At 63.6% G+C, this 25,019-nt stretch carries 28 protein-coding genes; 19 read left to right on the top strand and 9 right to left on the bottom strand.

Annotated elements, in window-relative coordinates:
- Positions 1-56: 56 nt before the first annotated feature.
- Complete coding sequence (locus HYG81_RS37110) at positions 57-977, top strand: alpha/beta fold hydrolase (RefSeq protein ID WP_180841165.1); 921 nt, start codon at positions 57-59, stop codon at positions 975-977.
- A gap of 26 nt (positions 978-1,003) precedes the next feature.
- Here HYG81_RS37110 and HYG81_RS37105 read toward each other — a convergent pair whose 3' ends face one another.
- On the bottom strand, positions 1,004-1,237 hold the full coding sequence (locus tag HYG81_RS37105) for a DUF2249 domain-containing protein (RefSeq protein ID WP_180841164.1): 234 nt from the start codon (positions 1,235-1,237) through the stop codon (positions 1,004-1,006).
- A 160-nt stretch (positions 1,238-1,397) separates the two neighbouring features.
- Here HYG81_RS37105 and HYG81_RS37100 point away from each other — a divergent pair, with 160 nt between their 5' ends.
- The 6 genes from HYG81_RS37100 to HYG81_RS37075 all read left to right on the top strand — a co-directional run bounded on the left by HYG81_RS37100 (position 1,398) and on the right by HYG81_RS37075 (position 7,321).
- Positions 1,398-2,072, top strand: coding sequence for a helix-turn-helix domain-containing protein (locus HYG81_RS37100; RefSeq protein WP_180841163.1), 675 nt, complete (start codon positions 1,398-1,400; stop codon positions 2,070-2,072).
- 285 nt (positions 2,073-2,357) lie between these two features.
- Positions 2,358-4,016 (top strand): 4Fe-4S ferredoxin N-terminal domain-containing protein, encoded by a 1,659-nt coding sequence (locus HYG81_RS37095; protein WP_180841162.1) that lies wholly within the window; start codon positions 2,358-2,360, stop codon positions 4,014-4,016.
- Complete coding sequence (gene nrfD / locus HYG81_RS37090; protein ID WP_180841161.1) at positions 4,013-5,365, top strand: NrfD/PsrC family molybdoenzyme membrane anchor subunit; 1,353 nt, start codon at positions 4,013-4,015, stop codon at positions 5,363-5,365. The genes HYG81_RS37095 and nrfD overlap by 4 nt, the downstream gene beginning before the upstream one ends.
- On the top strand, positions 5,362-5,673 hold the full coding sequence (locus tag HYG81_RS37085; protein ID WP_180841160.1) for a hypothetical protein: 312 nt from the start codon (positions 5,362-5,364) through the stop codon (positions 5,671-5,673). The genes nrfD and HYG81_RS37085 overlap by 4 nt, the downstream gene beginning before the upstream one ends.
- A 141-nt stretch (positions 5,674-5,814) precedes the next feature.
- On the top strand, positions 5,815-6,906 hold the full coding sequence (locus HYG81_RS37080) for an Mrp/NBP35 family ATP-binding protein (RefSeq protein ID WP_180841159.1): 1,092 nt from the start codon (positions 5,815-5,817) through the stop codon (positions 6,904-6,906).
- Between the two features lie 88 nt (positions 6,907-6,994).
- Positions 6,995-7,321, top strand: coding sequence for a cupin domain-containing protein (locus HYG81_RS37075; RefSeq protein WP_180841158.1), 327 nt, complete (start codon positions 6,995-6,997; stop codon positions 7,319-7,321).
- A gap of 11 nt (positions 7,322-7,332) precedes the next feature.
- Here HYG81_RS37075 and HYG81_RS37070 read toward each other — a convergent pair whose 3' ends face one another.
- Positions 7,333-8,475 (bottom strand): asparagine synthetase B family protein, encoded by a 1,143-nt coding sequence (locus HYG81_RS37070; RefSeq protein ID WP_180841157.1) that lies wholly within the window; start codon positions 8,473-8,475, stop codon positions 7,333-7,335.
- Complete coding sequence (locus HYG81_RS37065) at positions 8,472-9,155, bottom strand: PHP domain-containing protein (RefSeq protein WP_180841156.1); 684 nt, start codon at positions 9,153-9,155, stop codon at positions 8,472-8,474. Before HYG81_RS37065 ends, HYG81_RS37070 begins: the two co-directional genes overlap by 4 nt.
- 149 nt (positions 9,156-9,304) lie before the next feature.
- Here HYG81_RS37065 and purL point away from each other — a divergent pair, with 149 nt between their 5' ends.
- Both purL and HYG81_RS37055 read left to right on the top strand, forming a co-directional pair.
- On the top strand, positions 9,305-11,572 hold the full coding sequence (gene purL, locus HYG81_RS37060) for a phosphoribosylformylglycinamidine synthase subunit PurL (protein WP_180841155.1): 2,268 nt from the start codon (positions 9,305-9,307) through the stop codon (positions 11,570-11,572).
- 116 nt (positions 11,573-11,688) lie between these two features.
- The gene (locus HYG81_RS37055) at positions 11,689-12,276 is read left to right on the top strand and encodes a response regulator transcription factor (RefSeq protein ID WP_180841154.1); all 588 of its coding nucleotides are present in this window, start codon (positions 11,689-11,691) and stop codon (positions 12,274-12,276) included.
- A 142-nt stretch (positions 12,277-12,418) separates the two neighbouring features.
- Here HYG81_RS37055 and HYG81_RS37050 read toward each other — a convergent pair whose 3' ends face one another.
- The 4 genes from HYG81_RS37050 to HYG81_RS37040 form a co-directional block, all read right to left on the bottom strand.
- Positions 12,419-14,275, bottom strand: coding sequence for a PAS domain-containing sensor histidine kinase (locus tag HYG81_RS37050; RefSeq protein WP_180843064.1), 1,857 nt, complete (start codon positions 14,273-14,275; stop codon positions 12,419-12,421).
- 231 nt (positions 14,276-14,506) lie between these two features.
- Positions 14,507-14,638, bottom strand: a complete 132-nt coding sequence (locus tag HYG81_RS45440) for a hypothetical protein (protein WP_255647634.1) — start codon at positions 14,636-14,638, stop codon at positions 14,507-14,509.
- 162 nt (positions 14,639-14,800) lie between these two features.
- Positions 14,801-15,958, bottom strand: coding sequence for a pyridoxal phosphate-dependent aminotransferase (locus HYG81_RS37045; RefSeq protein WP_180841153.1), 1,158 nt, complete (start codon positions 15,956-15,958; stop codon positions 14,801-14,803).
- 2 nt (positions 15,959-15,960) lie between these two features.
- Entirely contained in the window at positions 15,961-16,446 is a 486-nt protein-coding gene (locus HYG81_RS37040; protein ID WP_180841152.1) for an Lrp/AsnC family transcriptional regulator, read from the bottom strand.
- A 229-nt stretch (positions 16,447-16,675) separates the two neighbouring features.
- On the opposite strand from HYG81_RS37040, the gene HYG81_RS37035 reads away from it, so the two are divergent.
- From HYG81_RS37035 to HYG81_RS36995, 9 genes are all read left to right on the top strand, one after another.
- Entirely contained in the window at positions 16,676-16,873 is a 198-nt protein-coding gene (locus HYG81_RS37035) for a hypothetical protein (protein WP_180841151.1), read from the top strand.
- Positions 16,866-17,996 (top strand): FecCD family ABC transporter permease, encoded by a 1,131-nt coding sequence (locus HYG81_RS37030; RefSeq protein ID WP_180841150.1) that lies wholly within the window; start codon positions 16,866-16,868, stop codon positions 17,994-17,996. Before HYG81_RS37035 ends, HYG81_RS37030 begins: the two co-directional genes overlap by 8 nt.
- Positions 17,997-18,293: 297 nt before the next feature.
- Complete coding sequence (locus HYG81_RS37025; protein WP_425607530.1) at positions 18,294-19,454, top strand: ABC transporter substrate-binding protein; 1,161 nt, start codon at positions 18,294-18,296, stop codon at positions 19,452-19,454.
- On the top strand, positions 19,455-20,657 hold the full coding sequence (locus HYG81_RS37020; RefSeq protein WP_180841149.1) for an ABC transporter substrate-binding protein: 1,203 nt from the start codon (positions 19,455-19,457) through the stop codon (positions 20,655-20,657). It begins immediately after the preceding gene.
- Entirely contained in the window at positions 20,658-20,831 is a 174-nt protein-coding gene (locus HYG81_RS37015; RefSeq protein WP_180841148.1) for a hypothetical protein, read from the top strand.
- A gap of 9 nt (positions 20,832-20,840) precedes the next feature.
- Positions 20,841-21,017 carry a hypothetical protein gene (locus HYG81_RS37010; RefSeq protein WP_226777508.1) on the top strand — a complete coding sequence of 59 codons (177 nt, stop codon included), beginning with the start codon at positions 20,841-20,843 and terminating at the stop codon, positions 21,015-21,017.
- On the top strand, positions 21,014-21,940 hold the full coding sequence (locus HYG81_RS37005; protein WP_180841147.1) for an FAD-dependent oxidoreductase: 927 nt from the start codon (positions 21,014-21,016) through the stop codon (positions 21,938-21,940). The genes HYG81_RS37010 and HYG81_RS37005 overlap by 4 nt, the downstream gene beginning before the upstream one ends.
- 148 nt (positions 21,941-22,088) lie before the next feature.
- Positions 22,089-22,505, top strand: coding sequence for a metal-dependent transcriptional regulator (locus HYG81_RS37000; RefSeq protein WP_180841146.1), 417 nt, complete (start codon positions 22,089-22,091; stop codon positions 22,503-22,505).
- An 80-nt stretch (positions 22,506-22,585) separates the two neighbouring features.
- The gene (locus HYG81_RS36995; RefSeq protein WP_226777507.1) at positions 22,586-22,753 is read left to right on the top strand and encodes a hypothetical protein; all 168 of its coding nucleotides are present in this window, start codon (positions 22,586-22,588) and stop codon (positions 22,751-22,753) included.
- A gap of 165 nt (positions 22,754-22,918) precedes the next feature.
- Here HYG81_RS36995 and dpsA read toward each other — a convergent pair whose 3' ends face one another.
- Both dpsA and HYG81_RS36985 read right to left on the bottom strand, forming a co-directional pair.
- Positions 22,919-23,464 carry a DNA starvation/stationary phase protection protein DpsA gene (gene dpsA / locus HYG81_RS36990; RefSeq protein WP_180841145.1) on the bottom strand — a complete coding sequence of 182 codons (546 nt, stop codon included), beginning with the start codon at positions 23,462-23,464 and terminating at the stop codon, positions 22,919-22,921.
- A gap of 197 nt (positions 23,465-23,661) precedes the next feature.
- Positions 23,662-24,276, bottom strand: coding sequence for a hypothetical protein (locus tag HYG81_RS36985; protein ID WP_180841144.1), 615 nt, complete (start codon positions 24,274-24,276; stop codon positions 23,662-23,664).
- Positions 24,277-24,395: 119 nt separating this feature from the next.
- Here HYG81_RS36985 and HYG81_RS36980 point away from each other — a divergent pair, with 119 nt between their 5' ends.
- Complete coding sequence (locus tag HYG81_RS36980; protein WP_180841143.1) at positions 24,396-24,959, top strand: thioredoxin family protein; 564 nt, start codon at positions 24,396-24,398, stop codon at positions 24,957-24,959.
- The last annotated feature ends 60 nt before the right edge of the window (positions 24,960-25,019 follow it).

The raw sequence follows: 25,019 nt of genomic DNA, 5'->3' as shown, positions 1-25,019 counted from the left end.
CCAGCCGAGAGAGCCATCTCAATCGCCAGGACCACCCGCGGCATCGGTGATGCCAAATGGGAACGAATACTCGGGCGACAGTTGCGGACACGAAACTCGAGTCGGCCATCCCGTCAGCGGTCGACGCGGAGTCGACTCGCCGAACGGTCAACGGGGTTGAGTTACACGTCGTCACCGCCGGCGATCGAGCGGATCCGCTCCTCGTCTTGCTCCACGGCTTTCCCGAGTACTGGTACGAGTGGCGGACCCAAATCGCGCCGCTCGTCGACGCCGGCTATCGCGTCCTCGTTCCCGATCAGCGGGGATACAATCGCAGCGAGAAGCCCGACGGTGTGCGAGCGTACCGAACGGCGGAACTCGCGCGTGATGTCGTCGCCCTGATCGCGACCGAGGGACGCGACGCCGCTCACGTCGTCGGCCACGACTGGGGCGGAATCGTCGCCTGGGACCTCGCCTGTCGATTCCCCGGGGCCGTCGATCGTCTCACCGTCGTCAACGCGCCGCATCCGACCGCCTACCGTCGACAGTTACTCTCAAATCCCGAACAACTGCGTCGGAGCTGGTACGCAGTCTGTTTTCAGCTGCCGTGGCTCCCCGAGTTCGCCTGTCGATACGACGAGTATCGCCTCCTTGAGCGAGCGCTTCGAGAGACGGCCGCGCCGGGAACGTTCAGCGAGACCGATCTGGCCCGCTACCGGCAATCGTGGGATCGGACGGGTGCGCTCACTGGAATGCTCAACTGGTACCGGGCGGCCACGCGATACCCGCCGAATCCCGCGATCGATCGCGTCGCCGCGCCGACGCTCGTCGTCTGGGGCGAAGACGATTCGGCACTCGTCCCCGCACTGGCGGTCGATAGCGCGGCGTTCTGTGCGGAGCGCCGCCTCGAGATGCTGCCGGGAGTGAGTCACTGGGTGCCCCACGAGGAACCCGAGCGACTGACGGAACTGTTGCTCGAGCACGCTCGCGTGGCGTAGGCGGTAGCCCGACCGGATACGTTCGGTTAGGCCGCCAGCTTCGGGAATCGGGCAACGAACTCGTCGGGGGCGTGTCGCTCGACCTCGTAGCCGTCGGCGTCGAAGCGCTCGACCTCTGCCTGGAACTCGTAGAACAGCGGCTTGGGCTCGTGATCGTTGACGATCGTGAGCGTCTCGCCCGGCTCGAGGGCCTCGAACTCGTCGTGGATGATCGAGTGGCGGTTCACCGGTTGAATGTCTCTGACGTCGAGTCTCGCCATGTGATTTCCGAGTCGGAACGGCTACCGTATGCCAGTTCGTGCGAACACGTTCGGTATGGCCGATCGAATACGTTCGCTCTTTTCGTGTTTCCCACGACCCTGGAACGTACCGAACGTATTCGTCGCCGCCGGTATATAGCTTCGAACGGAACACGTTCGTATGGCCCACGCAACCCTCACTCTCACGATGCCCGACTCGATCTGGATTCAACAGATCTCGACGGACTTTCCCGAGTCGAGCTTTCGGGTCCTCGCAGCCGTTCCCGGCTCCGACACCGGCTTCGCCCTCGTCCGAATCGCCGGTGCGGAAACCCCTGTGATAGTCGAAGCCATGGAAGAGCACCCACAGATCACCGAACTCTCGCTCGCCCAGTGGAGCGACGACGAGGCGACGGTCCACTTCGAGACTACCGCACCGCTCCTGTTGTTCTCCTCTCGGGATTCCGGGATGCCGATCGAACTGCCGGTCGAGATTCAGGACGGCGAGGCAACGATCGACGTCACCGGCTCTCGGGAGCGATTGGCCGAGCTCGCCGAGCAGCTCGAGAACTTCGGCCTCCAGTATCGGATCGATCACGTCCGCGAGCGGCTCCACGAGAGCCAACTCCTTTCGGACCGCCAGCTCGAGGTGATCGTCGCCGCCGTCGAAGCGGGGTACTACGACACCCCGCGACGCTGTTCACTGACGGAGCTGGCCGACCGCCTCGGGATCGCTAAATCCACGTGTAGCGAGACGCTTCACAGGGCCGAAGAGGGGATCATCAAGCGATTCGTCGACGACATCCCGAGCGTCACCGAGGAGGGGAATCTCGAAGCGGAGCTCTCGAGTCCGTAATCCGAGGTCCGGGACGTAACCGTCGTTTTGTGACTCGCGCCTGTCGTCCGTCCGGTCCGCTGGAGCGGAACGAACGAAACCCGTCTCCGTGTTGAGTTCGCGGGACTGACTTATATGGCCGAACATGGTCGGCTCGATTCTCACGGCGTGGAAATCGGCTCTATCCTTCATGCGAGTACGGTTGTGAGACGGGGAATGAGGACACACAAATGAACGATTTCAAGTGCATGCCGTCGAGTCTTCCCGGTATGACACCAGCGTCATATTCAGAGGTGTTCTGATTTAATGAGCACGGACGATGAATCATTCCACCCGCTCGGAGACGAGTGGGAGGGCGAACTCGAGACGATGCTCGACGATACCGAGTACGACAGCCAGCTCGGTATGGACATGGCCCGCGACGCGATGCGGGTCACCAAAGGCGAACTCTCCGAAGCCGACTTCCACGAGAAGTATCACGAGGACGTGATGGAGGAGTTCGGCGAGGACGAGCGCCCGACTAAAGAGGCCTACGAGACGGCCCAGGAGGAGGCCAAGGGCACGTTCTCCCGAATGGTCGACAAGTTCGACGGCGACGGCGAGGAAACCCGTCGCGAGACGATGAAGAAGATGGGCGTCGGCGCGGCGGCCGTCGGAGTTGGCGCGTTCGGATCCGTCGCTGACGGACCCGAGCATAGCATGGCCGAAGGCGGCCGCACGGAGTCCTCCGAAGCCGAGGAGAGAGACACCCAATGGGGGATGACGATTGACCTCGAGCGCTGTGACGGCTGTCTCACCTGCATGGACGCCTGCACGCAGGAGAATAGTCTGGACGCGGGCGTCAACTGGATGTACGTCATGGCCTGGGAGGACGACCTCCACGGCTCGGCCGACGACGCGGATTCGTCGGACGGGAACGGGATGAACTCCAACTTCAACATGGCGAGCGATTACAACATGCTCGTCCGACCGTGCCAGCACTGCACGGACGCCCCCTGTGAGAAGGTATGCCCGACGACGGCCCGTCACACCCGCGACAAGGACGGTCTCGTCCTGACTGACTACGACGTCTGTATTGGCTGTCGGTACTGTCAGGTCGCCTGTCCGTACGGCGTCAACTACTTCGGGTGGGACGAGCCCGGGACGGACTACAGCGAGATGGACGAGAGTCACACGATGGGCGAATACGAGCACGGCGAGCGCTGGGTCGACAGCCGTGCACCCCGTGGTACCATGAGCAAGTGTACGATGTGTCCGTCACGCCAGGACGGCAACCAGGGCGAGGACATGATCGGCACGTCTGCGTGTGAGGACGCCTGTCCGCCGGGTGCGATCCAGTTCGGCAACGTCAAAGACGAGCAGAGCGATCCGTACCAGCACCGCGAGCACCCGGTCAAGAGTCGGGTGGTCGTCCACCTGACGAACTCCGGCGAGGGCGAGTGGGACGTTCCGGATCCCGAGACGGTCAACGACACCCTCAGCTCGGACGACGATCTCGAGTCCGCTGTCGAGGCGCTCGACGGCCTCGATGACGTATCCTTCGCGACGGATGCGGTTGCACTCATGCGGGCGGTCCAGCTCGTCCGCGACGAAACCGAACCCGGTGACGAGGAGAACAACAGCATTCTCGAAGGCGAACAGGAGATCGTCGCCTCCATCGAGGCCTTCCAGGAGTACGTCGATCTTACGACCGAAGACGCACTTGCGGAGCTGCGACTCGGCGACGGCAGCGAGCAACAGGCGCAATTCCGCCTCCAGCAGTACGCCGGCAAGCCGAACTCGTTCGAGCTGCTCGAGGACGTCGGAACGAACCCGAACGTCACGTATCTCGGCGAGAAGCCCGGACCGGAGGCCCATCAGGTCGAAGGGCCGACCTCGTACGACTCGTGGGATTCGATAACTGACAAGCGACAGGACGTCCTCGACGAGAAGACGGTCGGACACGTTGACGGGGTGTCCCTATGAGCACGAAGGAGCCAACGGAAGCGGATATCCTTCGCCCGATCAACACGCTCACGACGAAGTACTTCATCATGTACGGCGCCGCGGCACTGGGCCTCGTCGCCTTCCTCGTCGCGTGGGCCTATCAGCTCCAGCAGGGGATGGCCGTCACCGGCCTCGGCGACTGGGGTTCCGGCGGTGGTGTTACCTGGGGGCTGTACATCGGCGCGTTCATCTGGTGGGTCGGCGTTGCACACGGCGGTATCATCCTCTCAGCCGCAGTCCGCTTGCTGGGGATGGACCGGTACATGCCAGTCGCCCGGCTCGCGGAGATGACGACAATCGGCGGCCTCTCGGCCGCCGGCTTCTACATCCTGGTCCACATGGGCCGTCCAGACCGGATGGTGACAAGCGTCATCGGCCACTTTCACATCACGGTCAACAACTCGCCGCTCGTGTGGGACGTGACCGTCATCACGGCCTACTTCGTGCTGTCAGCGACTTACCTCGGCCTGACGCTGCGCTACGACGTCAACCGCCTGCGTGACGATCTGCCAGACAAGTTCGAACCGATCTACAAGATACTGACGCTCGGCTACAGCGAGAAGGAAGACAAGGTCATCGATCGGATGGTCTGGTGGCTCGCCGCCGCAGTCATCATCATGGCTCCCCTCTTGCTTCACGGCGGCGTGATCCCGTGGCTGTTCGCGCTCCTGCCGGCAATGCCCGGCTGGACCGGTGCGATTCAGGGGCCGATGTTCCTCAGTATCGCGCTGATGTCGGCGATCAGCGGCATCATGATCATCTCCTACGCGTTCCGCCGAGCCTACGACTGGGACCACATCATCACCGACGACATCTTCCGCGGGCTGCTCCTGTGGCTCGGATTCTTCACTCTGTTGTTCCTGTGGTTCCAGCTGCAGACGATCATCAACGGCGTCTTCCTCGGACCAACCAACCAAGCGGTCGCAATCGAGGCGAAGATCGGCCACCCGATCTACCAGATTGCGATGACGATGATCTTCGGCACGCTCGTGTACATCTTCGTCCAGGGCATCCGTCCGGCCCTGTTCAGTAAGAAGCGAGCGCTCATCGCCAGTGGTGTCATCCTCACCGGAACCCTGACCGAGAAGATTCTGTTCGTCGTCGAGGGGTTCCTTCACCCGACGTTCGACATCTATGCTGCAACGCCAGGCGTGTACTTCCCAAGTGTGATCGAGTGGCTCTCGCTCGTCGGAACGACTGCGCTGGTTGCACTTTTATTCCTCAACCTCTCGAAGCTCGTTCCAGTGGTCGAACTCCACGCGGTCGAACACCTGCGCGGCGACCACGCACACGATAACGAAGCGACCGAACCCGAGGTGGAAGCATGAACTCAGCATTGACAACAATCCCATCAGAACTCCTGTACCACGGCTTCGACGGTACTGCCGGCTTCACCGGCTTCGCCAACGAGGGGACCTGGATCATCTTCGCAGTCATCCTGGTTCCGGTCTACATCATGCTCGCGGCGTGGTTCCTCGGTGAACCCCGCGACACGAAGTCCGGACTGCTCGGCGTAAGCTACCTCGTCGGCCTGACGACGTCGATGTGGGTCGGGATGTTCGTTCTGACCGTCCTGATCGGCGTCGTCTTCTACGGCGGCCCACCGGAGCCGATCAGCAGCGTCGGCCCGCCGTAACCGTCGCCCGTTTCACAGTCGACCACCGATTCATTTTTCGCGGCCGATACCCTGTGAGTCGTACCGTTCAGTCGCAATCGGGTCCCGAACCATCACACGTATCCCGCTCCATACCCTTTCTGTGACTAACACACAGACACTATGAGCATTACAGAACACGAACTCGAAATCAAGCTCGAGGAGGTCGAAGATCCGGATATCGGCGAGGATATCGTCTCGCTCGGACTGGTCAACGACCTCAGGATCGACGACGAGACCGCCCGAATTTCACTCGCGTTCAACGCCCCCTACGCCCCATCCGAGATGGAGATTGGCAACCGGATCCGCGACGTCATCGAAGAGGCCGGCCTCGAGGCCGACCTGCGGGCGCACGTCGACGAGGAACACGGCTTCGACGACGAAGTCCTCCCGAAAGTTCGTAACGTGATCGCCGTCTCCTCCGGGAAAGGTGGCGTCGGCAAGACGACGGTTGCGGCCAACCTCGCGGCCGGACTCGAGAAACGCGGTGCGATGGTCGGCCTGCTCGACGCCGACATTCACGGGCCGAACGTTCCGCAGATCCTCCCGGCCGAGAGCGACCCAGGGGTCACACCCAACGAAGATATCGTCCCACCGCGCTCGGACGGCGTCCGCATCATCAGCATGGGCATGATGATGGAAGACGACGACGACCCTGCGATCTTGCGCGGGCCGATGGTCAACAAGTTCATGATGAAGTTCCTCGAGGGCGTCGAGTGGGGTCGACTCGATTACCTCATCATCGACCTGCCGCCGGGGACCGGCGACGCGACGCTGAACCTGTTGCAGTCGATGCCCGTCACCGGCTCGGTCGTCGTCACGACGCCCCAGGAGATGGCGCTAGACGACACCCGAAAGGGAATTCAGATGTTCAACAAACACGACACGCCGGTGTTCGGCGTCGTCGAGAACATGAGTTCCTTCATCTGTCCGTCCTGTGGCGACCAGCACGGCCTGTTCGGAACCGGCGGTGCGGACACCATCGTCGATAAGTACGACGTCCCGCTGCTGGGCCGAATACCGATCCATCCCGACTTTGGGGCCGACGGCAGCGAAGGTGCACTCATCAAGGACGACGACAGCGAGGTCCAGAGCCACCTCGAGGACCTCGTGGGCGAGGTCGCCGACCGGATCGGCGAAACCAACCGGCGGACGGTCTCGGAGAACGTCACCCACGAACCGGCGAACAAGCTGCCGACCGAGACGAAAGACTGAGCGCGGAGCCGTCGCGGCTCACCGTCCCCTGCAAACCCGTTCTCTCTTTCCCCTGCTGTTATGATGCCGTCCGTCGAACCGAGACGCGATGCTCGATACGTACGCCGATTCGATCGACGACCTCGAGCCCGCCGACGGCGAGGTCGACAGCACGGAACTGATCGTCAGCGACGACGTCCTCGTGAAGGCGTTCGCCCTCGGACCGGGCGCGGAACTCGAGGCCCACGAACACGCCGACAGCACGAACGTCTTCCACGTGCTCGAGGGGACGGTAACCGTCGTTCAGGACGATGAGCGCGAGGAAATCGACGCGCCCGGAGTCGTCCACCACGAGCGCGGCGTCGACCACGGTGCGGAAAATGAGACCGACGAGACGGTGATCTTCACCGCGAGCCTCTGTCCGATGCCGTCCTGAGAGTGGCGCAGTCAGTCGGAGCCCGTCCGCGTCTCCGCGTCCGCGAGTAGCGATTCGACGTACTTGTCCACGTGATCGTCCATCCGACGCTTGTAGCCGGCCTGCCGGGCGAGTCGATCGAGTTCGCGAGCGACGAGGCTGCCGTACTGGACCGCCTTCTTGTCCCTGCTGGCGACCTCGTCCGGCAGATACCGGGCCGCGACCCGTCGGAAGCCGCGCTTTCGTTCGTCCGCGTCGGCCAGTAGCTCGTCCGGCAGCCGAAGCGCCGCCTCGACGACGGCGTCGTGGAGGAACGGCGCGACCGGCTCGAGGCCGGTCGCCTCGACCGTCAACACGTCCCGCGGCAGTTGATCGGAGAGGCTTCGGATTCCCTCGCGAACGGCTCCGCGAACCGTCTCGGCCTCGACCCGGTGGTCGAGCCGGACGACCTTCTCGTAGCCGCCGAACAGTTCGTCGGCTCCCTGGCCGACGGCGAGCGCGTCGAACCCATCCGCGGCGACGCGTTCACCGACCAGGTAGAGGGGGAGCGCGATCTGGACGTCCATCGCGTTCGTCCGACCGGTCGCTCGCGCCACCGCGGGAACGGCGCGCTCGAGGTCGGCCGGCTCGAGGTCGACGACCGTGAGCTCGCGCCCCATCGCGTCGGCGGCCGTCCGCGCGGCCTCGACGTCGTGGCTGTCCGGAAAGCCGACGACGTACAGCGGCGCGTCGAGCAGTTCGGCGACCAGCGCGGAGTCGACGCCGCCGGAGAAGGCGACGGCGATATCGCGATCGGTCCGTCGAACGCTCGCGGTCGCCGTTTCGATTGCCTCCGTGAGAGCCTCGAGAGCGGCGTCGTGATCCGATTCGGGAGTCGGGTTGGGTAACGCCCAGTGGGATTCGGCGTCCGGAAGGGGATCACCCACGGGTGCGACGGCACCGGGCGGAAAGAGGACCGGGTCCTCGAGGGCGGTCGGCTCGAATGCCCACGCCGGACTCGCGTGTGCAGTATCTGCCGCGCCGTCGACGAACAACGGAACCCTCCCGAGCACGTCGCGAACGAGTTGCCCGTCGATCTCCCCCGCGAAGCCCGCCGTTCCGGGGAGCGAGTCGCCGTGCTCGAGCGCGTCGCGAACGAGATTCGGCCGGGCACCGCGAAGCGTCGCGTCGGTCATCGGATGAGATTGAAAACGCGACCCACTCGTCGCGTGACGCCGCCGGCGAACTGTCGAATGCTGATCCGCCACGGCGTTCGCTTCCCCTCGACGGTCGTCCGGCCCGCCGCAATCGCCTCAAGGATCGCATCGGCGGAGCGGTCGTCGGCGTCGACGCGAGTGACCGCTTGCCCGACCATCTCGCTGATGTGGGCGTCGCTGCCGGCAGTCATCGGCAGGTCGCGGGATCTGGCGTACCGTTCTGCCTGCCGGTTCGCTCGCCCGGTAAACAGTCGGGAGTTGTAGACCTCGATCGCGTCGCCCAGCGCGAGCTGCTCGCGGGAGATCCGCGCCATTACGCCGTGGCGCGACTCCTGGAACGGGTGCGGGATCACGGCCAGTCCGCCCTGGTCGTGGATCGCTTCGAGCGTCGACTCGAACGAGAGGCCGGCCGGGATCCCCTCCTCGAGGCCGAGGCCGAGGACGTGACCCGCCTGGCTCGATATCTCCATCCCCGGAATTCCCACGAGACCGTAGTCGGGGGCCAGTTCGGCGGCCTCGAGGCTCGCGTCGATCTCGTCGTGGTCCGTCACGGCGATCGCATCGAGACCGACGGCTTCGGCCTGCTCGAGAATGAGCTCGACCGGGTCGCGGCCGTCGTAGGACAACGATGAGTGCGTGTGAAGTTCGACCGACAGCACGAGCGTACGTTTAGACGGCCTGATGAAAAGCGACTCGATCCGTGAGCCGCTGGTTCCGGGATCGAAACGCGATCGGGATCACCCGCGAGAGTATCCACGTTCGTGCACATAGAAACCCATTTACCGGCCGACTTTCACCACCTAGGTGAATGAGTCTTGCCGATTCGGACCGCGAACTCGTCGTCTCCGAGCTGGGACGGGAACCGACTCGAGCGGAGGCGGTGCTGTTCGAGAACCTCTGGAGCGAGCACTGTGCGTACCGCTCCTCGCGACCGCTGCTGTCGGCGTTCGACAGCGAGGGCGAGCAGGTCGTGATCGGGCCGGGCGACGACGCGGCGGTCGTCGCGTTGCCGTCGGCTGATGCCGACGACGGGCACGTAGACGACGAGCGGACGTACATCACGCTGGGAATCGAGAGCCACAATCACCCGTCCTACGTGGACCCTGTCGACGGTGCGGCGACGGGCGTCGGCGGCATCGTCCGGGACACGCTCTCGATGGGCGCGTATCCGATCGCACTCGCGGATTCGCTGTACTTCGGCGAGTTCGACGACGACCACTCGCAGTACCTCTTCGAGGGCGTCGTCGAGGGGATCAGCCACTACGGCAACTGCATCGGCGTTCCCACGGTCGCCGGCAGCGTCGACTTCCATCCCGACTACGAGGGGAATCCGCTGGTCAACGTCGCCTGCGTCGGATTGACGAACGAAGAGCGACTCGTCACTGCCGTGGCCCAGAAGCCGGGCAACAAACTCGTCCTCGTCGGGAACGCCACCGGCCGCGACGGGCTCGGCGGCGCCAGCTTCGCCAGCGAGGACCTCGCCGAGGACGCCGAAACGGCGGATCGACCCGCGGTGCAAGTCGGCGATCCGTACGCCGAAAAGCTGTTGATCGAGGCCAACGAGCAACTCGTCGACGAGGGACTGATCGAGTCCGCCCGCGACCTCGGTGCCGCCGGCCTCGGCGGTGCCTCGAGCGAGATGGTCGCCAAAGCAGATCTCGGCGCACGCATCGAACTCGAGCGGGTCCACCAGCGCGAGCCGAACATGTCGGCGCTGGAAATCCTGCTCGCCGAATCCCAGGAGCGGATGTGTTACGAGGTCGAGCCGGAGAACGTCGACCGCGTGCGCGAGATCGTCGAGCGGTTCGATCTCGGCTGTTCGGTGATCGGCGAGGTCACCGCGGAGAACTACGTCTGTACCTTTGACGGTGAGACAGTCGTCGACGTCGACGCCTACTTCCTCGGCGAGGGCGCGCCGATGAACGACCTCGCGAGCGAGGACCCCGAGGACCCCGAGACGGACCTCCCCGACGCGGACCTCGAGGCGGCCTTCGATGCGATCGTCTCGAGTCCGAACACCGCCTCGAAGCGGTGGGTCTACCGGCAGTACGACCACGAGGTCGGCGTGCGCACGAGCGTCGGGCCGGGCGACGACGCGGCGATCGTTGCGGTCCGCGAAGCGAGCGCGGAGCGGGGCTCCGCGGATAACTCGAGTAGCGCGGAACGAAGTTCCGCGGACAGTCGAGCGGCAAAACCGCGAGACGACGGCGATAGCCGCGAGAGCGGGCAAGGGCTCGCGCTCTCGTCCGGTGCCGCGCCGAACTGGACCGACGTTGCCCCCTACGAGGGAGCGCGCGCGGTCGCGCTCGAGAACGCGACGAACATCGCAGCTAAGGGCGCGACGCCACTAGCCGCGGTGGACTGTCTCAACGGCGGCAACCCGGAGAAGCCGGACGTCTACGGCGGCTTCACTGGCATCGTCGACGGCCTCGCGGAGATGTGCGAGACGCTGTCGACGCCGGTCGTCGGCGGGAACGTCTCGCTGTACAACGACTCCGTCGCTGGGCCGATCCCGCCGACGCCGACGCTGGCGATGGTCGGCTCGAAGGAGGGGTACGACGCGCCGCCGCTGTCGGTCGAGTCCGACGGTGCGCTGGTTCTCGTCGGCGATCTCGGCCTCGAGGAGGGCGATTCCCGGCTCGGCGGCTCCGAGTACCTCGCACAGTTCGACGGCAGCGACCGGTTCCCCGCCCTGCCCGCCGATCCCGCCGACCTGGTCGAGACGCTCGCGGCGGTCGCGGACGACGACGCGACGCTGGCCGTCCACGACGTCAGCCACGGCGGCCTCGCCGTCGCGCTCGCCGAAATGGTCACCGAGGACGCCGGCCTCGATGTATCGATCTCGAGCGACGATCCCGCGGGTGCGCTGTTCCACGAACAGCCAGGCCGTGCGCTGATCCAGACCGAATCGGTCGCGGCCGTCCGCGAGGCGTTCGACGGCGTCGCACCGGTCGTCGAACTCGGGGCCGCGACCGACGACGCGACGCTCACGATCGATATCGGTGAGCAGACGATCGAGACCGATGCGGCCGCGATCCGCGAGCGGCGCGCGACGATCGAACGCGAACTCGAGTAACGGGTTCAAACGAGAATTCTGTACTGATTCGGCAGATTTCTCGCCGTATTGTCCGGTATATTGATATGCGACCAGGCCGATTCGTCCAACGAACCGACAGTCTCGGAGACCGTTCGATGTCCACAGACACCCCGTCCGTCCTGATCGTCGAAGACGAGCCCGACCTCGCGAATCTCTACGCCGCGTGGCTCGAGAGCGACTGTGACATCGAGACGGCCTACGACGGCAACGAAGCGCTGGATGCGATCGACGGGACGATCGATGTCGTTCTCCTCGACCGGCGGATACCCGGTCTTTCGGGCGATGCCGTCCTCGATACCATTCGGGACCAGTCGCTCGACTGCCGGGTCGCGATGGTGACAGCGGTCGAACCTGATTTCGATATCGTCGAGCTCGGGTTCGACGATTACCTCGTCAAACCCGTCTCGAAGGACGAACTGGTCGATATCATCGACCAGTTGCTCCTCCGGGCGACCCACGACGAGCAACTCCAGGAGTTCTTCGCGCTCGCCTCGAAGAAGGCGCTGCTGGACGACCAGAAGACCGAGGCTGAACGCCGGTCCAGTCAGGAGTACGCCGAACTCGAGGATCGGATGGCCGTCCTTCGGGTACAGGTCAATGACACGATGCGGGAACTCCTCGAACAGGACGGCTATCGACAGCTCTGTCAGGACATCACGCGCGAATCCGTTTTTCAGGAGTAGTGGATTCCAACACGCCGTAGTGAGACGGGTTCGTCAGCGGACGAGCCGATGGAATCGTCGTAACCCGGTCTCGGGGCAACAGCCGCGCGGTGAGAGGATGGTCCGAGCTGAACGATGGATCCTGCAGTGCTGTTCCGGTCCGCTATTCAAGTTCGCGTTCGAGCGTCGTGATGTCTCGGATTTCGATCCGCGTGCCGCCGTTCTGACCGTTGGTGACGCTGCACTCCCAGTCGTGAGCTTCGGCGATGGCCCGAACGAGCGCGAGACCGAGCCCGTCGGCTGCAGTGTCGTCGTCGGCGGTCGGATCGAGGACGCGGTCGTGTGCGTTCGGCGGGATTTCCGCGGCGTCATCGAGCACGAAAAAGCCGCGACTGCCGCCGTCTTCGAATCCGAGCAACCCGATCTGAATCGTGACGTCGCCGTCCGCCCGCGCGGCGGCGCTGTCGAACGCCGTCTCGAGGAGGTGGACGAGTCGATCGGGATCCGCCCGGAGCGTGGCCGCGGCGTCGACGACGAGCGCGTCTTTCTCGAGGCGAGAAGTACCGACGGCGTCGTCGATCGTCGACTCGAGGTGAAGTCGGCTCCGGGTGCCGACGGCCGTGGCGTTGCGGGCGAACTCTCGAACGTCGTCGACGAGGCGTTCGGCCCGGTCGAGGGTCGTTTTGACGGTGTCCTCAGCGAGGGGGAACGTCCACTGGTCGTCCCCGTCGTTCTCGAGGGCGTCAGTGACGGCCTCGAGTTGGCGCTGCAGGTCGTTCGAGAGAACGTCGGCGACGGCTTCGAGGCGCTCCGTCTGACGCTCGAGTTCCGCCGTGCGATCCCTGAGGATCTGCTCCCGATCCGCTCGATCGAGTGCGGCCCGCGTGTTCTCGACCAGCGTCGAGATGAGGTCGACGTCGCTCTCGTCGAACCGGTGGGGCTCGAGCGAGCCGGTCATGAGCACGCCGTGGGTACCGATCGGCGCGATGATCTCCGAGCCGAGCGGTGTCTCCGGGTTATAGAGGTCGTCGAGCGTCTCGAGGTCGTCGAACAGTTCGACACCGCCGGCCTCGAAGACGTCCCAGACGAGGCCTTCACCGGGATTGAATCGCGGGAGGCCACCGAACTCGTCGTGAGCACCGGCGGTTCCGGCGACCGGCTCGAGGTAGCCCTGCTCTTCCTCGAGCAGCCAGACGCCGCTGATGGGGAGATCGAGCAGGTCGCTGCCGGAGTGGACGGCGATCGCACAGATCTCCTCGGGGTCGTCGGACTCCAGCAACCATCGGGTGACCTCGTGGAGCGACGTGACGACGCGGTCGTACTCGTATCGGTCGGTGACGTCGCGGACGACGACGGCGACGGTCGCAGTGTCGTCCTCGACGGGGACGAACCGGAACTCACCCATTCGGTCGATCCCGTCCGGCCCGGTATAGGGGAGCTCGAGCTGGCGACGGCCGGAATTGCCGATATCGACATCGGTGATCGCCCGGCCGATCTCGACGGCGTGTTCGGCGTCGATTCCCGCCAGTTCGGTCAGTGTCTCGATGTGCTCGCCGATGAGTTGTGATCGGTCAACGCCAAGGACCGACTTGGTCGCGCCGTTGGCGGTGACGATCTCGCGATCGCGATCGAGCGTGACGACGGCGTCCCGAATCGCCTCGACGACCGCGGCGTGTTGGGCCAGCGTCGTCTCCTGGGCCTTGCGCTCGCTGACGTCGCGCATGTACACCGAGAGACCCGTTTCGGAGGGATAGGCCCGGGCTTCGAACCAGGTCTCGAGTGGCGTATGGTAGATCTCGAAGGAAACCGGCACCTGTTCGTCCATCGCGTGGTGGAAGCCGTCCGGGAACTGCGTTTCGACGGTCTGGGGAAACTCGTCCCACATGACCCGACCGATCAGCTCCTCACGGGAGCGTTTCAGCAGGGTTTCGGCCCGCTCGTTGAGATAGGTGAATCGAAAGCCGGTATCGAGGGCGAAGAAGGCGTCGGTGACCCGATCGAGGGTCGGCACGGATCGCATCGTCACGACTCTCTCCCCCCGCCCCACGACGGATTCGGTCTCCCTTTCCCCTTCCGCTCGAGGCAATCGCCTCTCACAGTCGTTAGCATCATCGACAGACAGTTAACACATAGTTCGTCCAACCCCTATTTCAGTGTCGTGGCCGAGGGGGCGTGCTCCTTAATAGCACGATCAGTGTGCAGCGGCTACTATAGCTCGTGGGTCGCGCGCTTAGGAGAGAACTCGTTTAGCTCACCCGACTAACACCACTGCAAGGAAGCCGACGATAACCGCCGCCGTCAGCGTGATCGCGACGGTGAGACCGAATCCGACGACTGGCGATAGAGTGATGAGCGAGTCTCGTATCGCCGATTTCGCAGACATGATCGTGATATCGTAGTATGGGTTTCCGGATGACAAGAACGTACGCATCAACTCAGTATTCGATTCGTGCTGCGTATTCGCTCGTGACGTGAGAGGTGCCGGTTGCACGATCGAACTCGATCCGAACTCGATCCGAACTCGAGTTGCCAATCCAGACGTGACTCAGGCGTGATCTTGGACGAACGCTTCGATCCGATTCAGCGCTTTCCGGAGGTCCTCGAGCCCGGTCGCATACGAGACGCGCAGGTGACCCTCGCCGCTCCCGCCGAAGACGTCGCCGGGGACGACGGCGACGCCCTGTTCCCGCAGGACGCCTTCGGCGAACTCCTCGGCGGTAAAGCCCTCGGGAACCTCGGGGAAGCAGTAGAACGCGCCCTTGGCCTCGAAGACGTCCATGCCGATTTCGCGAAAGCGCGAGAGGACGAACTGCCGCCGGCGGTCGTACTGATCGACCATCTCCTGCACGTCGTCCGCACAGGAGTCCAGGGCCTCGAGCGCGGCGTACTGGGCCGTCGTCGGGGCCGACAGCATCGTGTACTGGTGGATCTTGTTCATCGCACCGATGGCGTTTGCCGGGCCGAGCGCGTACCCCAGCCGGAGCCCGGTCATCGCGTGAGCCTTCGAGAACCCATTGAAGACGATTGTCCGATCGCGCATCCCCTCGAGGGTCGCGATCGACGTGTGCTCGCCGTCGTAGGTGAGTTCGGCGTAAATCTCGTCCGAGAGGACCGTCAGGTCGTGCTCGCGGGCGAACTCGGCGATCGGCTCGAGATCCTCGCCGGGCATGATCGCACCCGTCGGGTTGTTCGGATAACAGAGGACGAGCATGTCCGCGTCGGCCGCGCCGGCTTCCTCGAGGCCCTCAACGGTCAGCCGAAACTCGTCTTCCTCCGTCGTCGGGACGGGTAACACGTCGCCGCCGGCGAAGATCACGCCGGGTTCGTACGAGATGTAGGAGGGCTGGGCGATCGCGACCGTGTCGCCGGGATCGACGAACGCCCGGAAGGCCAGATCGACGGCCTCGCTCGCGCCCGCCGTGACGATGATCTCTTCGTCGGGGTCGTAGCCCAGGTCGAATCGGTTCGCGACGTAGTCGGCGATCGCTTCGCGGAGTTCGCGTTTGCCGCGGTTGGCCGTATAGGATGTCTTACCCTGCTCGAGGGACGTGATCGCCGCGTCGCGGGCCGCCCACGGCGTCGCGAAGTCGGGTTCGCCGACGCCCAGCGAGATGACCTCGTCGCGTTCCTCGGCGATTTCGAAGAAGCGTCGAATGCCCGATGGCGGAACCGTCTGCACTCGGTCTGACAGTTCGAACGTCATGGTCAGGGTGAGAACGAGAGGCGGTCGTCGCTCTCGCCGTCGCCGAGTTCGATCCCGTTCTCCTTGTAGGAAGTCATCACGTAGTGGGTGACAGTCTGCGTGATCTCGGGAACGGGCGCGACCTTCTCGCTGATGAACTGGGAGACCTCGCGGATCGAGTCGCCCTCGACTTCCATATCGAAGTCGTAATCGCCGCTGATCAGCCGCAGGGCTTTGACCTCCGGGAACCGAGCGAGGCGCTCGGCGATGTCGTCGTAGCCCGTCTCGCGGTCGAGCGTGACGTTCAACTCGACTTCGGCGCGGACGCGTTCGTCTTCCAGTTTGTCCCAGTCGACGACCGCCTGGTAGCCCCGGACGAGGCCCGCTGCCTCGAGTTCCTCGATGGTCGCCTCGACCTCGCGTTCCTTGAGGTCGGTCATTCGCGCGATATCCGCTGTGGAGTAGCGCGCGTTCTCACGAAGCAACTCGAGCACCTCGCGTTCGCTCATACCGCTTGGAAGCGGGAGCGAGAGTAAAGTTCTAACGTTGTTCGGCTGGCTGGACGGAGTACAGAGTGGAGTGCGATGACTCGCTCTCGGAGAGCGCTCCGAGATGCGGCGTCTTCCCGCGAGACGCATTCGTTGACTCCTCGAACGGTGAACCCCGCTGACGCGGCACGTCAATTAGGCTAGCCTAAAAACCGGAACGACTTTATGTTTTAGGCAGGCCTAAACCAGTATGACGGGCGAACTGGGGGAGATCGACGTACTGGCTCGACGAGAACGCGTGAAGTACGGTGGGTCGGGTATCGGCGGCGCGTCGATCCCGGGACAGTCGTCGCTATCCGGTAGCGGTAGCGAATCACCCGACGGGACGACGAGCTGTTCCTCGTCTACCGTCCCGATCGACCCAGCCGTGTGGTCCGACGATGAGTAAGCGGAAGACGAGCGTCGGGACGGAAGAGACGGTGACGTCGCTGCGAACCGAGTCGCGGTTCGGGTGGCTCCTCGATCCGAAACTCGCCACGGTGGTACTCGGCAGTCTCGCTATCGTGTTCGTTGGCGGACTGATTCAGGTGAGCCACGGAGCCTATTCGATGACGTATACCGAGGCGTGGCTCGCACTCTTCAACCCGAACGTGGTGTTCAATCCGCAGGCATGGGACGCGTTCTTACTCGGCGAGGCGATGCCCGAGATGAGCACCGAGAGCCTCATCGTCTGGAACATCCGCCTCCCGTGGGTGTTCGTCGCGGCCCTCGTCGGGATGAACCTCGCCGTCTCGGGGGCGATTTTTCAGGCGGTGACCCGGAACGAACTCGCGAGTCCGTTCATCCTCGGCGTCTCCTCGGGGGCGGGGCTTATGATCCTGCTGACCCTTGTCGTGTTCGGAAGCCTGACGGCGTTCCTCCCACTGATCGCCGCGTTCGGGGGCGCCGGTGCGTTTCTCATCGTTTACGTGATCGCCTGGAAGAACGGGACCTCGCCGGTCAGACTGGTTCTCGCCGGCGTGATCGTCGGGACGGTCTTCGGCTCGCTGCAGACGGCGCTGTTTTTCTTCGCGGACGACATCGGCGTCGTCCAGTCGGCCATCGCTTGGACCACCGGTTCGCTGACCGGAACGGACTGGGAACAGGTCCGACTCGTGCTCCCGTGGACGGTCGTCGTCGTTCTGCTCTCCAGCGCTGGTTCGCGCCAAATGAACGTCCTCTTGCTGGGCGAACAGACGGCGAAGTCGCTCGGAATGTCGATCGAGAAAGTCCGATTCGCGCTCTCCGGGGTCGCGGTCCTCGCGGCGGCGGCGAGCATCGCCGTCGCCGGCATCGTCGGGTTCGTCGGCCTCATCGTTCCACACATGGTCCGAAATCTGGTCGGGAGCGATTCGAAGAAGCTGGTCATCGGCTGTCTGTTCGTCGGACCCGCGCTGATGGTCGCCGCCGATGTGGGCGCGCGACTCGCGTTGAGTCCCACGCAGATTCCCGTCGGCATCGTCACCGGACTCATCGGTGGCCCCTACTTCCTCTACCTGATGCGAAAGCAGGAGAACATGGGTGAGCTCTGAATGAAATGCATCATCACGGAGCGACGCCGAACGGGCGGACCGAGCGGATGATCGCCACTCGTCGAACGCGGTCGAGTCGCCGACCGACGCGCTCTCCGGTTCGGAACCCGCGTTCCAGTACCCGAGTTCGGACGCGCCCGTCATCGACGGCGCGGATCCGGACACCGCGGAGGCCGAGCGGTGACCTGTCGGGAGGACCTCGAGACCGCTTCTCGCTGGGTAGGCCAGCGATGAGCATTAATTTTAGGCCAGCCTAATAATCGGAGCGCTTATTATGTTTTAGGTAAGCCTAAAAATGTGGATGGGGATGAGACGATGCGCGAAGCACCGACACGCAGAGACACGCTGAAATACGGCGGCGCACTCGCGGCCGGCGCTGCCCTCGCGGGCTGTTCGGAGTTAGTCGGACAGGAGGGTGATGCGGGGACCGAGACGACCGGGGCCGAATCGTACTCGGTGTCGATGGAGCCGATGGGGACCGTCGCGTTCGACGAGGTTCCCGAGCGGTGGGCCGCATACGACGGCGGATACGCCGATATGGCCATCGCACTGGGTCAGGCCGACGGGTTGACCGGCGTCGGTGGCGCGGATCGCTACTACACGTACGTCTACGACGAACTCCCCGGCGTGACCGTCGACCGGGATGTCATCGAGGCGTATCCCGAAGTTCGAACCAGAGAGGAGTTCTACGAACTCGAGAGTGACGTACACCTGTACGATCCCCAGATGCTCGTCAACTGGTTCGACTGGAGCGACGAAGACGTCGAGGAGATCACGTCGAACGTCGCGCCGTTCGTGGGGAACCTGATCTTCCGCCGCTCCGACGAGTGGCACGACTACCGCTACTACACCCTGTACGAGGCATTCGAAATCGTCGCCGAGGTGTTCCAACAGCGGGAACGCTACGAGGCGTTCAGCGAACTCCACACCGAGTTCATCACGTCGATCCAGGAGCGACTCCCGCCGAGCGATGACCGACCGGACGTCTTCCTCACGTTCGAGGGGACGGACGAACCGAAGACGTTCTCGCCGTATCGACTCGACGACGCGGGGACGAGCAAGAAACAGTGGCGCGATCTCGGCATCCACGACGCGCTGGCGGGGACGGACACCGACAATCTCAGCACCACGAACCGCGGCGAACTCGACTACGAGAACTTACTCGAGATCGATCCCGAAGTGATTCTCGTCCGTGGCCACGAGCGGAAATCCGCCACGGAGTTCCGCGACACGGTTCTCGACTACATGCAAAGCCATCCCGTCGGGAGCGAGCTCACTGCAGTTCGGAACGGGCGAGTGTATCGCGGCGGCTACCTCAATCAAGGACCCGTTCACAATCTCTTTCTGACCGAGCGAGCAGCGAAGCAGCTGTTCCCCGATGCGTTCGGGGACGTAACCAGTGACGAGCAACTGTTCGACCGGCAGGAAGTTGCAGACATCGTTACCGGTGACAACTAAATGAGCGACAACGACGACACCACGACAGCGGTACCGACGCGCAGAGACACACCGACGCGCAGAGACGCGCTGAAGTACGGGGGCGCGCTCGCGGCCGGCACCGCCCTCGCGGGCTGTTCCGATCTGGTCGGACAGAGCGAGGAAACGGACCGGCCGTCCGACGACGGCTCGTATTCGGTGACGATGGCCCCGATGGGCGAGGTTTCGTTCGACTCGCCGCCGGAGAGCATCTTCACACGGCTGACTCACCACGCGGGCATGGCGTTCGCCCTCGGACGCGGGAACGACGTCAACGCGATGCACGCGCCCGACTACTACGACCAGCTCTGGAACCAGTTTACCGAACGACTGCCGGGCGTCACGCTGGACTGGTCGGAATTGTACTCGTCCTGGGATCCGGACAAGGGGATGCTCTACGAGCTCGAGAGCGATATCCACCTCGCCGACCCGGCGAGCGTGAACGCCCTCGGTAGCTGGGACATGACTGATATCGAGGAGGTTCGGGATACCGTCTCACCCTGGTTCGGGAACACGTTCAGCGACCGACACGGCGAACCGCCGGCCGAGTGGGCCGATCGCTACGAGTATTACACGCTCTGGGAACTGTTCGAAAAGGTCGCAGCGGTGTTCCGAGAAGAGTCGCGGTACGACGCGCTCGCGACGATTCACACGGACCTACTCGAAACGATCGAGGAGAATCTCCCCCCGGAACGTGAGCGCCCGACCGCGGTCCTGGCGGGGATGAGCGACATCGAGAGCATGTACGTCTACAAGCTGGACACGCCCGGATTTCTGACCGCGCACGTGCGCCCGCTCAGTCCGATCGGTGCCCTGGAAGACGACATTTCCTCCGGCGACACGATCGACATGGAAGGGATGCTCGAGGCGGATCCCGATGTTCTCTTCGCTCTGGGCGGTATGAGTCCGCAAACGGATATGTTGCGGATACGGGAGGAGCTGGGGAACCACGACGTCGGACGAGAACTCTCCGCGGTCCAAACCGATCGCGTCTACGCGCAGGGGGCGCGCTATCAGGGGCCGATCCTGAACCTGTTCCAGCTCGAGATGAGTGCGAAGCAACTCTATCCCGATATCTTCGGGGAGTGGCCGGCCTACACCGACGGGCCGTACCCCGAAATTTCTGCGGACGAACAGCTATTCGACCGTCGAGAGGTCGCTGACATCATCACGGGTGATCGGTGAATGCGCGCTCGAGAGTGGGCGATTGCGGGTGCCTTCCGTGAGCCGTCGGACTACGACATCCCCGATCTGCCGTCGTGGCGAGTCCGTCGCAGTGAGTGTGGGGGGCTAGCGTTCGCCGACGGGGACGGTGAGCCGTTCATCGCCGCCGACCGGCCGATGACTGTCAGACGCTAACAGCAACTAATGATCCATCCAACTACCGGCACGACGGACGGGAGACGCGTTGACTCCGTCTCGAGTGGGTCCACTCGCGTGTGTCACACGGGCCTCGCAGGAGACGGTGACGACGTATCCGATGTCCGCGAAGACGAACAGCGCTTCGACCACCAGCAGATCGCGGATAGCGGGTTCAAACGATGAGTTCAATCGAGACCGATCGAGCGGAGCCGGCGTTCGATCACGACATTGTCGTGGTCGGCGGCGGTCCGGCAGGCTGTGCTGCAGGCGTTTTCACCGCACGGTGCGACCTGGATACGGTGATCTTCGATCGCGGGCGGTCCTCGATTCAGCGATGTGCCTACCTCGAGAACTACCTCGGCTTCCCCGCGGGGATTGACGTCGAGACGCTGTACGGATTGATGCACGACCACGCCGAGGAGGCGGGGTGCGAGATCGTTCCCGATCTCGTCGAATCGCTCGAGTGCGTCGACGACGGCGAGGGGTTCGTCGTCACCCCGCAGGAAGGAGAACCAGTCACGGCTCGTCGAGTGATCGCAGCCACGCGCTACGACGGCGAGTACATGCGCGGTCTCGACGATGAAACGGCGATGTTCGAGACGCACGAACACGACGGCGAGGAACACGAGCACTTCGACAAGGGGTACGCCGAGAGCGACGGAACGACGCCGGTTGACGACCTCTTCATCGCGTCGCCGTACGGAGAGACCGGCTATCAGGCGATCATGGCCGCTGGACACGGCACGCGGGTCGGGATAACCGTCGTCGAGGACGTTCGACGGGAACGAGGCTACCCCGAACCCGTGGCGAACCACTTCGACTGGATGCGCCGGGAGACGGAACTCGACGACGAGTGGCGCGACCGGGATCGGTGGCGCGAGCAGTTCGACGATCGATTACCCGAGGATCACGACCTCCAGACGGAGCGGCTCGCTGCAATACGCGAGCGGGAAATCGACCGTCGGCTCGAGACGTATCTCGCTGACGACGAGATCGAACGGCGGATCGAACGCGGACACGAACGTCTGCTCGAGCATATCGACGACGACCTGATCGTCGAAGCGGCGCGTGAAATCGAAACCGAACGCGAGAGCGGGGAGACGTGATATCACTCTCCACAGGACGATATCGGATCTCGAGACGCGGCTCGAATCCGATGCCGCTAGACGGCCGCGCCCGAGCGTGAGGAGCATGCGCGTCTGCACGTCGGGTTTCAGATTTACAGCGAACGCCCCCACGTCGATTTACTGACCGATGACCGGTGCCTCCCACTACCTTCTCGTTCTCTATCTCGCGGAACGGCGGGACGCTCCACCGATTTCGCCCGGACGCGTCGCCGACGCGGTCGATCGCTCGCCGGCGGCGACGACGGAGATGCTCCAGCGGCTCGAGTCCAGCGGCCACCTGACGTACGAACCGTACGAGGGAGCGACGCTCACCGCTGCGGGGCGAGAGACCGCCGAAGAACTGCACAAGACCTACGAGATCCTCTCACGGTTCTTTCGCGAGGTGCTCGGACTCGAGGAGTACGAGAGCGAGGCGATGGAACTGGCGGGAGCGGTCAGTCCGACGGTCGTCGACCGCCTCGCGTCGACGCTTCTCGCCGATACTGACGAACCGTCCAAAGAGACACGGACATCGCCCTCTTCCGTGCGATCGGACTCTCGGTGAACTGTGGCTTCGTTTTGGACCGGACGGACGACTGAGCCAAACCGGACGATTTTTATTTTAGGCCCACCTAAATAAAGTCGATGACCACCGGTACGCGATCGGATACCGAACGCGACACCGAACCGGACGCAACCCGCGGACCCGAGATATCGGTCTGTGAAAGCGGCCCCGACAAAGTAGTCTTTATCGAATCCGGGAACACTGAGGGATGGATTTCGAGCGACCGCGTCGTAGAGACGACTCGATAACGCTCACTTTTGAGGGAGATACTCCTCTCGAGAGAGATTTCGGTCGCGTTCAGCGCCCCCATCGAGTGAGAAATAGCCTTCAATGGCCTCGAAACGCGGGAACCGAAAGTCGACTGAAACGCTGAGAGACCACTCGATACCCGGTGGCGTGTCGGGCGGTCCGAATTACTTCGTTGCGGACTCGAGAACGAGCGTATCGTCTTCGAGGTAGTGTTCGATGTGGTGGGCGTGTTCTTCGAGGGTCTCGAGTTGCTCACGGAGTATCTGTCCCGTCGCGTAGTCACCGAGACCCTCCGCGAGTTCGATGTGCTGGCGATAGCTCTCGATCATGTCACCCATCATGTCGAGGTCGTTGGCGAGTGAGGTTCGGATATCGTAGACGTCCTCGTCTTCGGCTTCGACCGTCGCGTTGTTTACGAGCGCCGTCATGCTCGCGTGCGGGACGCCACCGAGCGCCTGAAGCCGCTCGGCGAGTTCGTCGGCCGCGGCTTCGACGTCCTCGTAGACCTCCTGGAGGAAGACGTGGACCTCGAGGAACTCCGCCCCCTCGACGTTCCAGTGGTGCTTGTGGAGCTGGTGGTAGAGGACGTACGCGTCCGCCAGATCCGTGTTGAGCGCGTCGACGATCTGTTCGGCCTTTTCCGTGTCGAGCCGAAGCGCGTTCGCTTCGACCGTCTCCGCTGCCTGTCGAGTGGTCTTCTGCGTGTTCATCACGTCCTGTAGTTGGTATGGCTCCCTCTTATAACCTTTCAATTTACGAATTATTTTTCGTACTGCCTAAAACATCAGTAGCGATCCGCGTCACAAAATTGATCACCGAATTAGCGGAGCGGTCACGGCTCACAATCAGACTGTGCAACCCGCTACGGGCGGCAGCGACCGGGAAGACAGAGCCGTATCCGGGCGAATCAGCGATAATTCTTGAACAACAGTGCCCGCACGTCGTCTTTCGTCTGGACCTGTTCGCTCGAGCCGTCCGGGAGTTCGACGCTGTACCGGTAGTCCGCCGAGCTCGACTCCTCCCACTTGTCGTCGTGGGTCTCGAGCAGGCTCATCATCTCGTCTAACATATCGTCGTCGTCGGCCGAACCCGCTCCGCCGTCGCTCTCGTCGTCCGCTTCGTCTTCATCACCCGAATCGTCGGTGTCCGCCTCAGTTGTTCCATCGTCAGCGCTCGAGTCGTCGGTGTCCCCGTCCGATTCGGATTCGGTCTCTTCGCTCTCCTCGTCCAGAATCTCGTCAGCCGCCGGCGTCTCGCTTTCGACGTAGGAGACCTCCTCGAGCTCGTGCGGGTCGGTGTCACCATCGATGGCGGCACCGACGGACGCGGCGACGTCGTCGGTCGCCGAGGAGTCGAACTCGTCGGCGTCGATCTCGATATCCTCGTCGAGATTGTCGATCAGGAACTGGACGGCGTCCCGTTCGCGGACGAAGCCGTACTTGCCGACGACCGATTCGGAGATTTCCTCGCGGAGGTACTGGATGAACGCGTACTGTTCGTCGGTGACCTCGAGCGTCTTCATACCCTGTCGATGCGGCCGAGGGTACAAATATGTAAGTCGTCACGAGCGTCTCGCGACTCACTCCGGCGAGTCGGGTCAACGAACGTGACGATTAAGGACGAACGAGACGAAGCACCGATATGGTCATGAAAGAGTCCGAATCAGAACTCGAGGCCGGCGACGTTGCGCCCGACTTCGACCTTGAGGGTGTCGACGGCGAGACGTACTCGCTCGAGTCGTTCGCCGACGACGAAGCGCTGCTGGTCGTCTTCACGTGTAACCACTGCCCGTACGCGCAGGCGAAATTCGACCTGTTGAACGAACTGGCCGACGAGTACGACGACGTTTCGGTCGTCGGGATCAATTCCAACGACGCCGAGGAGTATCCCGACGATTCCGTCGAGAAGATGCAGGAGTTCGTCGCCGAGGGGAAAATCGACTACGACGCCTATCTGCGCGACGAGAGCCAGACGGTCGCCCGCGAGTACGGTGCGGTCTGTACGCCGGACCCGTTCCTGTTCGAACGGACGGATGGTGAGTTTCAGTTGGCCTACCACGGCCGCCTCGACGACGCCCCGAACCCCGACGACGAGCCGAGTCGGTTCCCAATCCGCGAAGCGATCGACGCCGTGCTGGCGGGCGAGACCGTCGACCTCGAGTGGCAGCCCTCCCGGGGCTGTTCGATCAAGTGGAAAGACCAGTAACGGACGCACTCACTGCTGTTTTCGTCGATTTCGATCGGACAGCGGATCGGCCGGCCCCAG

The organism is Natrinema zhouii, assembly GCF_013456555.2.
GTDB classification, from domain to species: domain Archaea; phylum Halobacteriota; class Halobacteria; order Halobacteriales; family Natrialbaceae; genus Natrinema; species Natrinema zhouii.
Note: the sequence above shows the minus strand (reverse complement) of the source record. Positions and strands in the feature narration are given on the sequence as shown.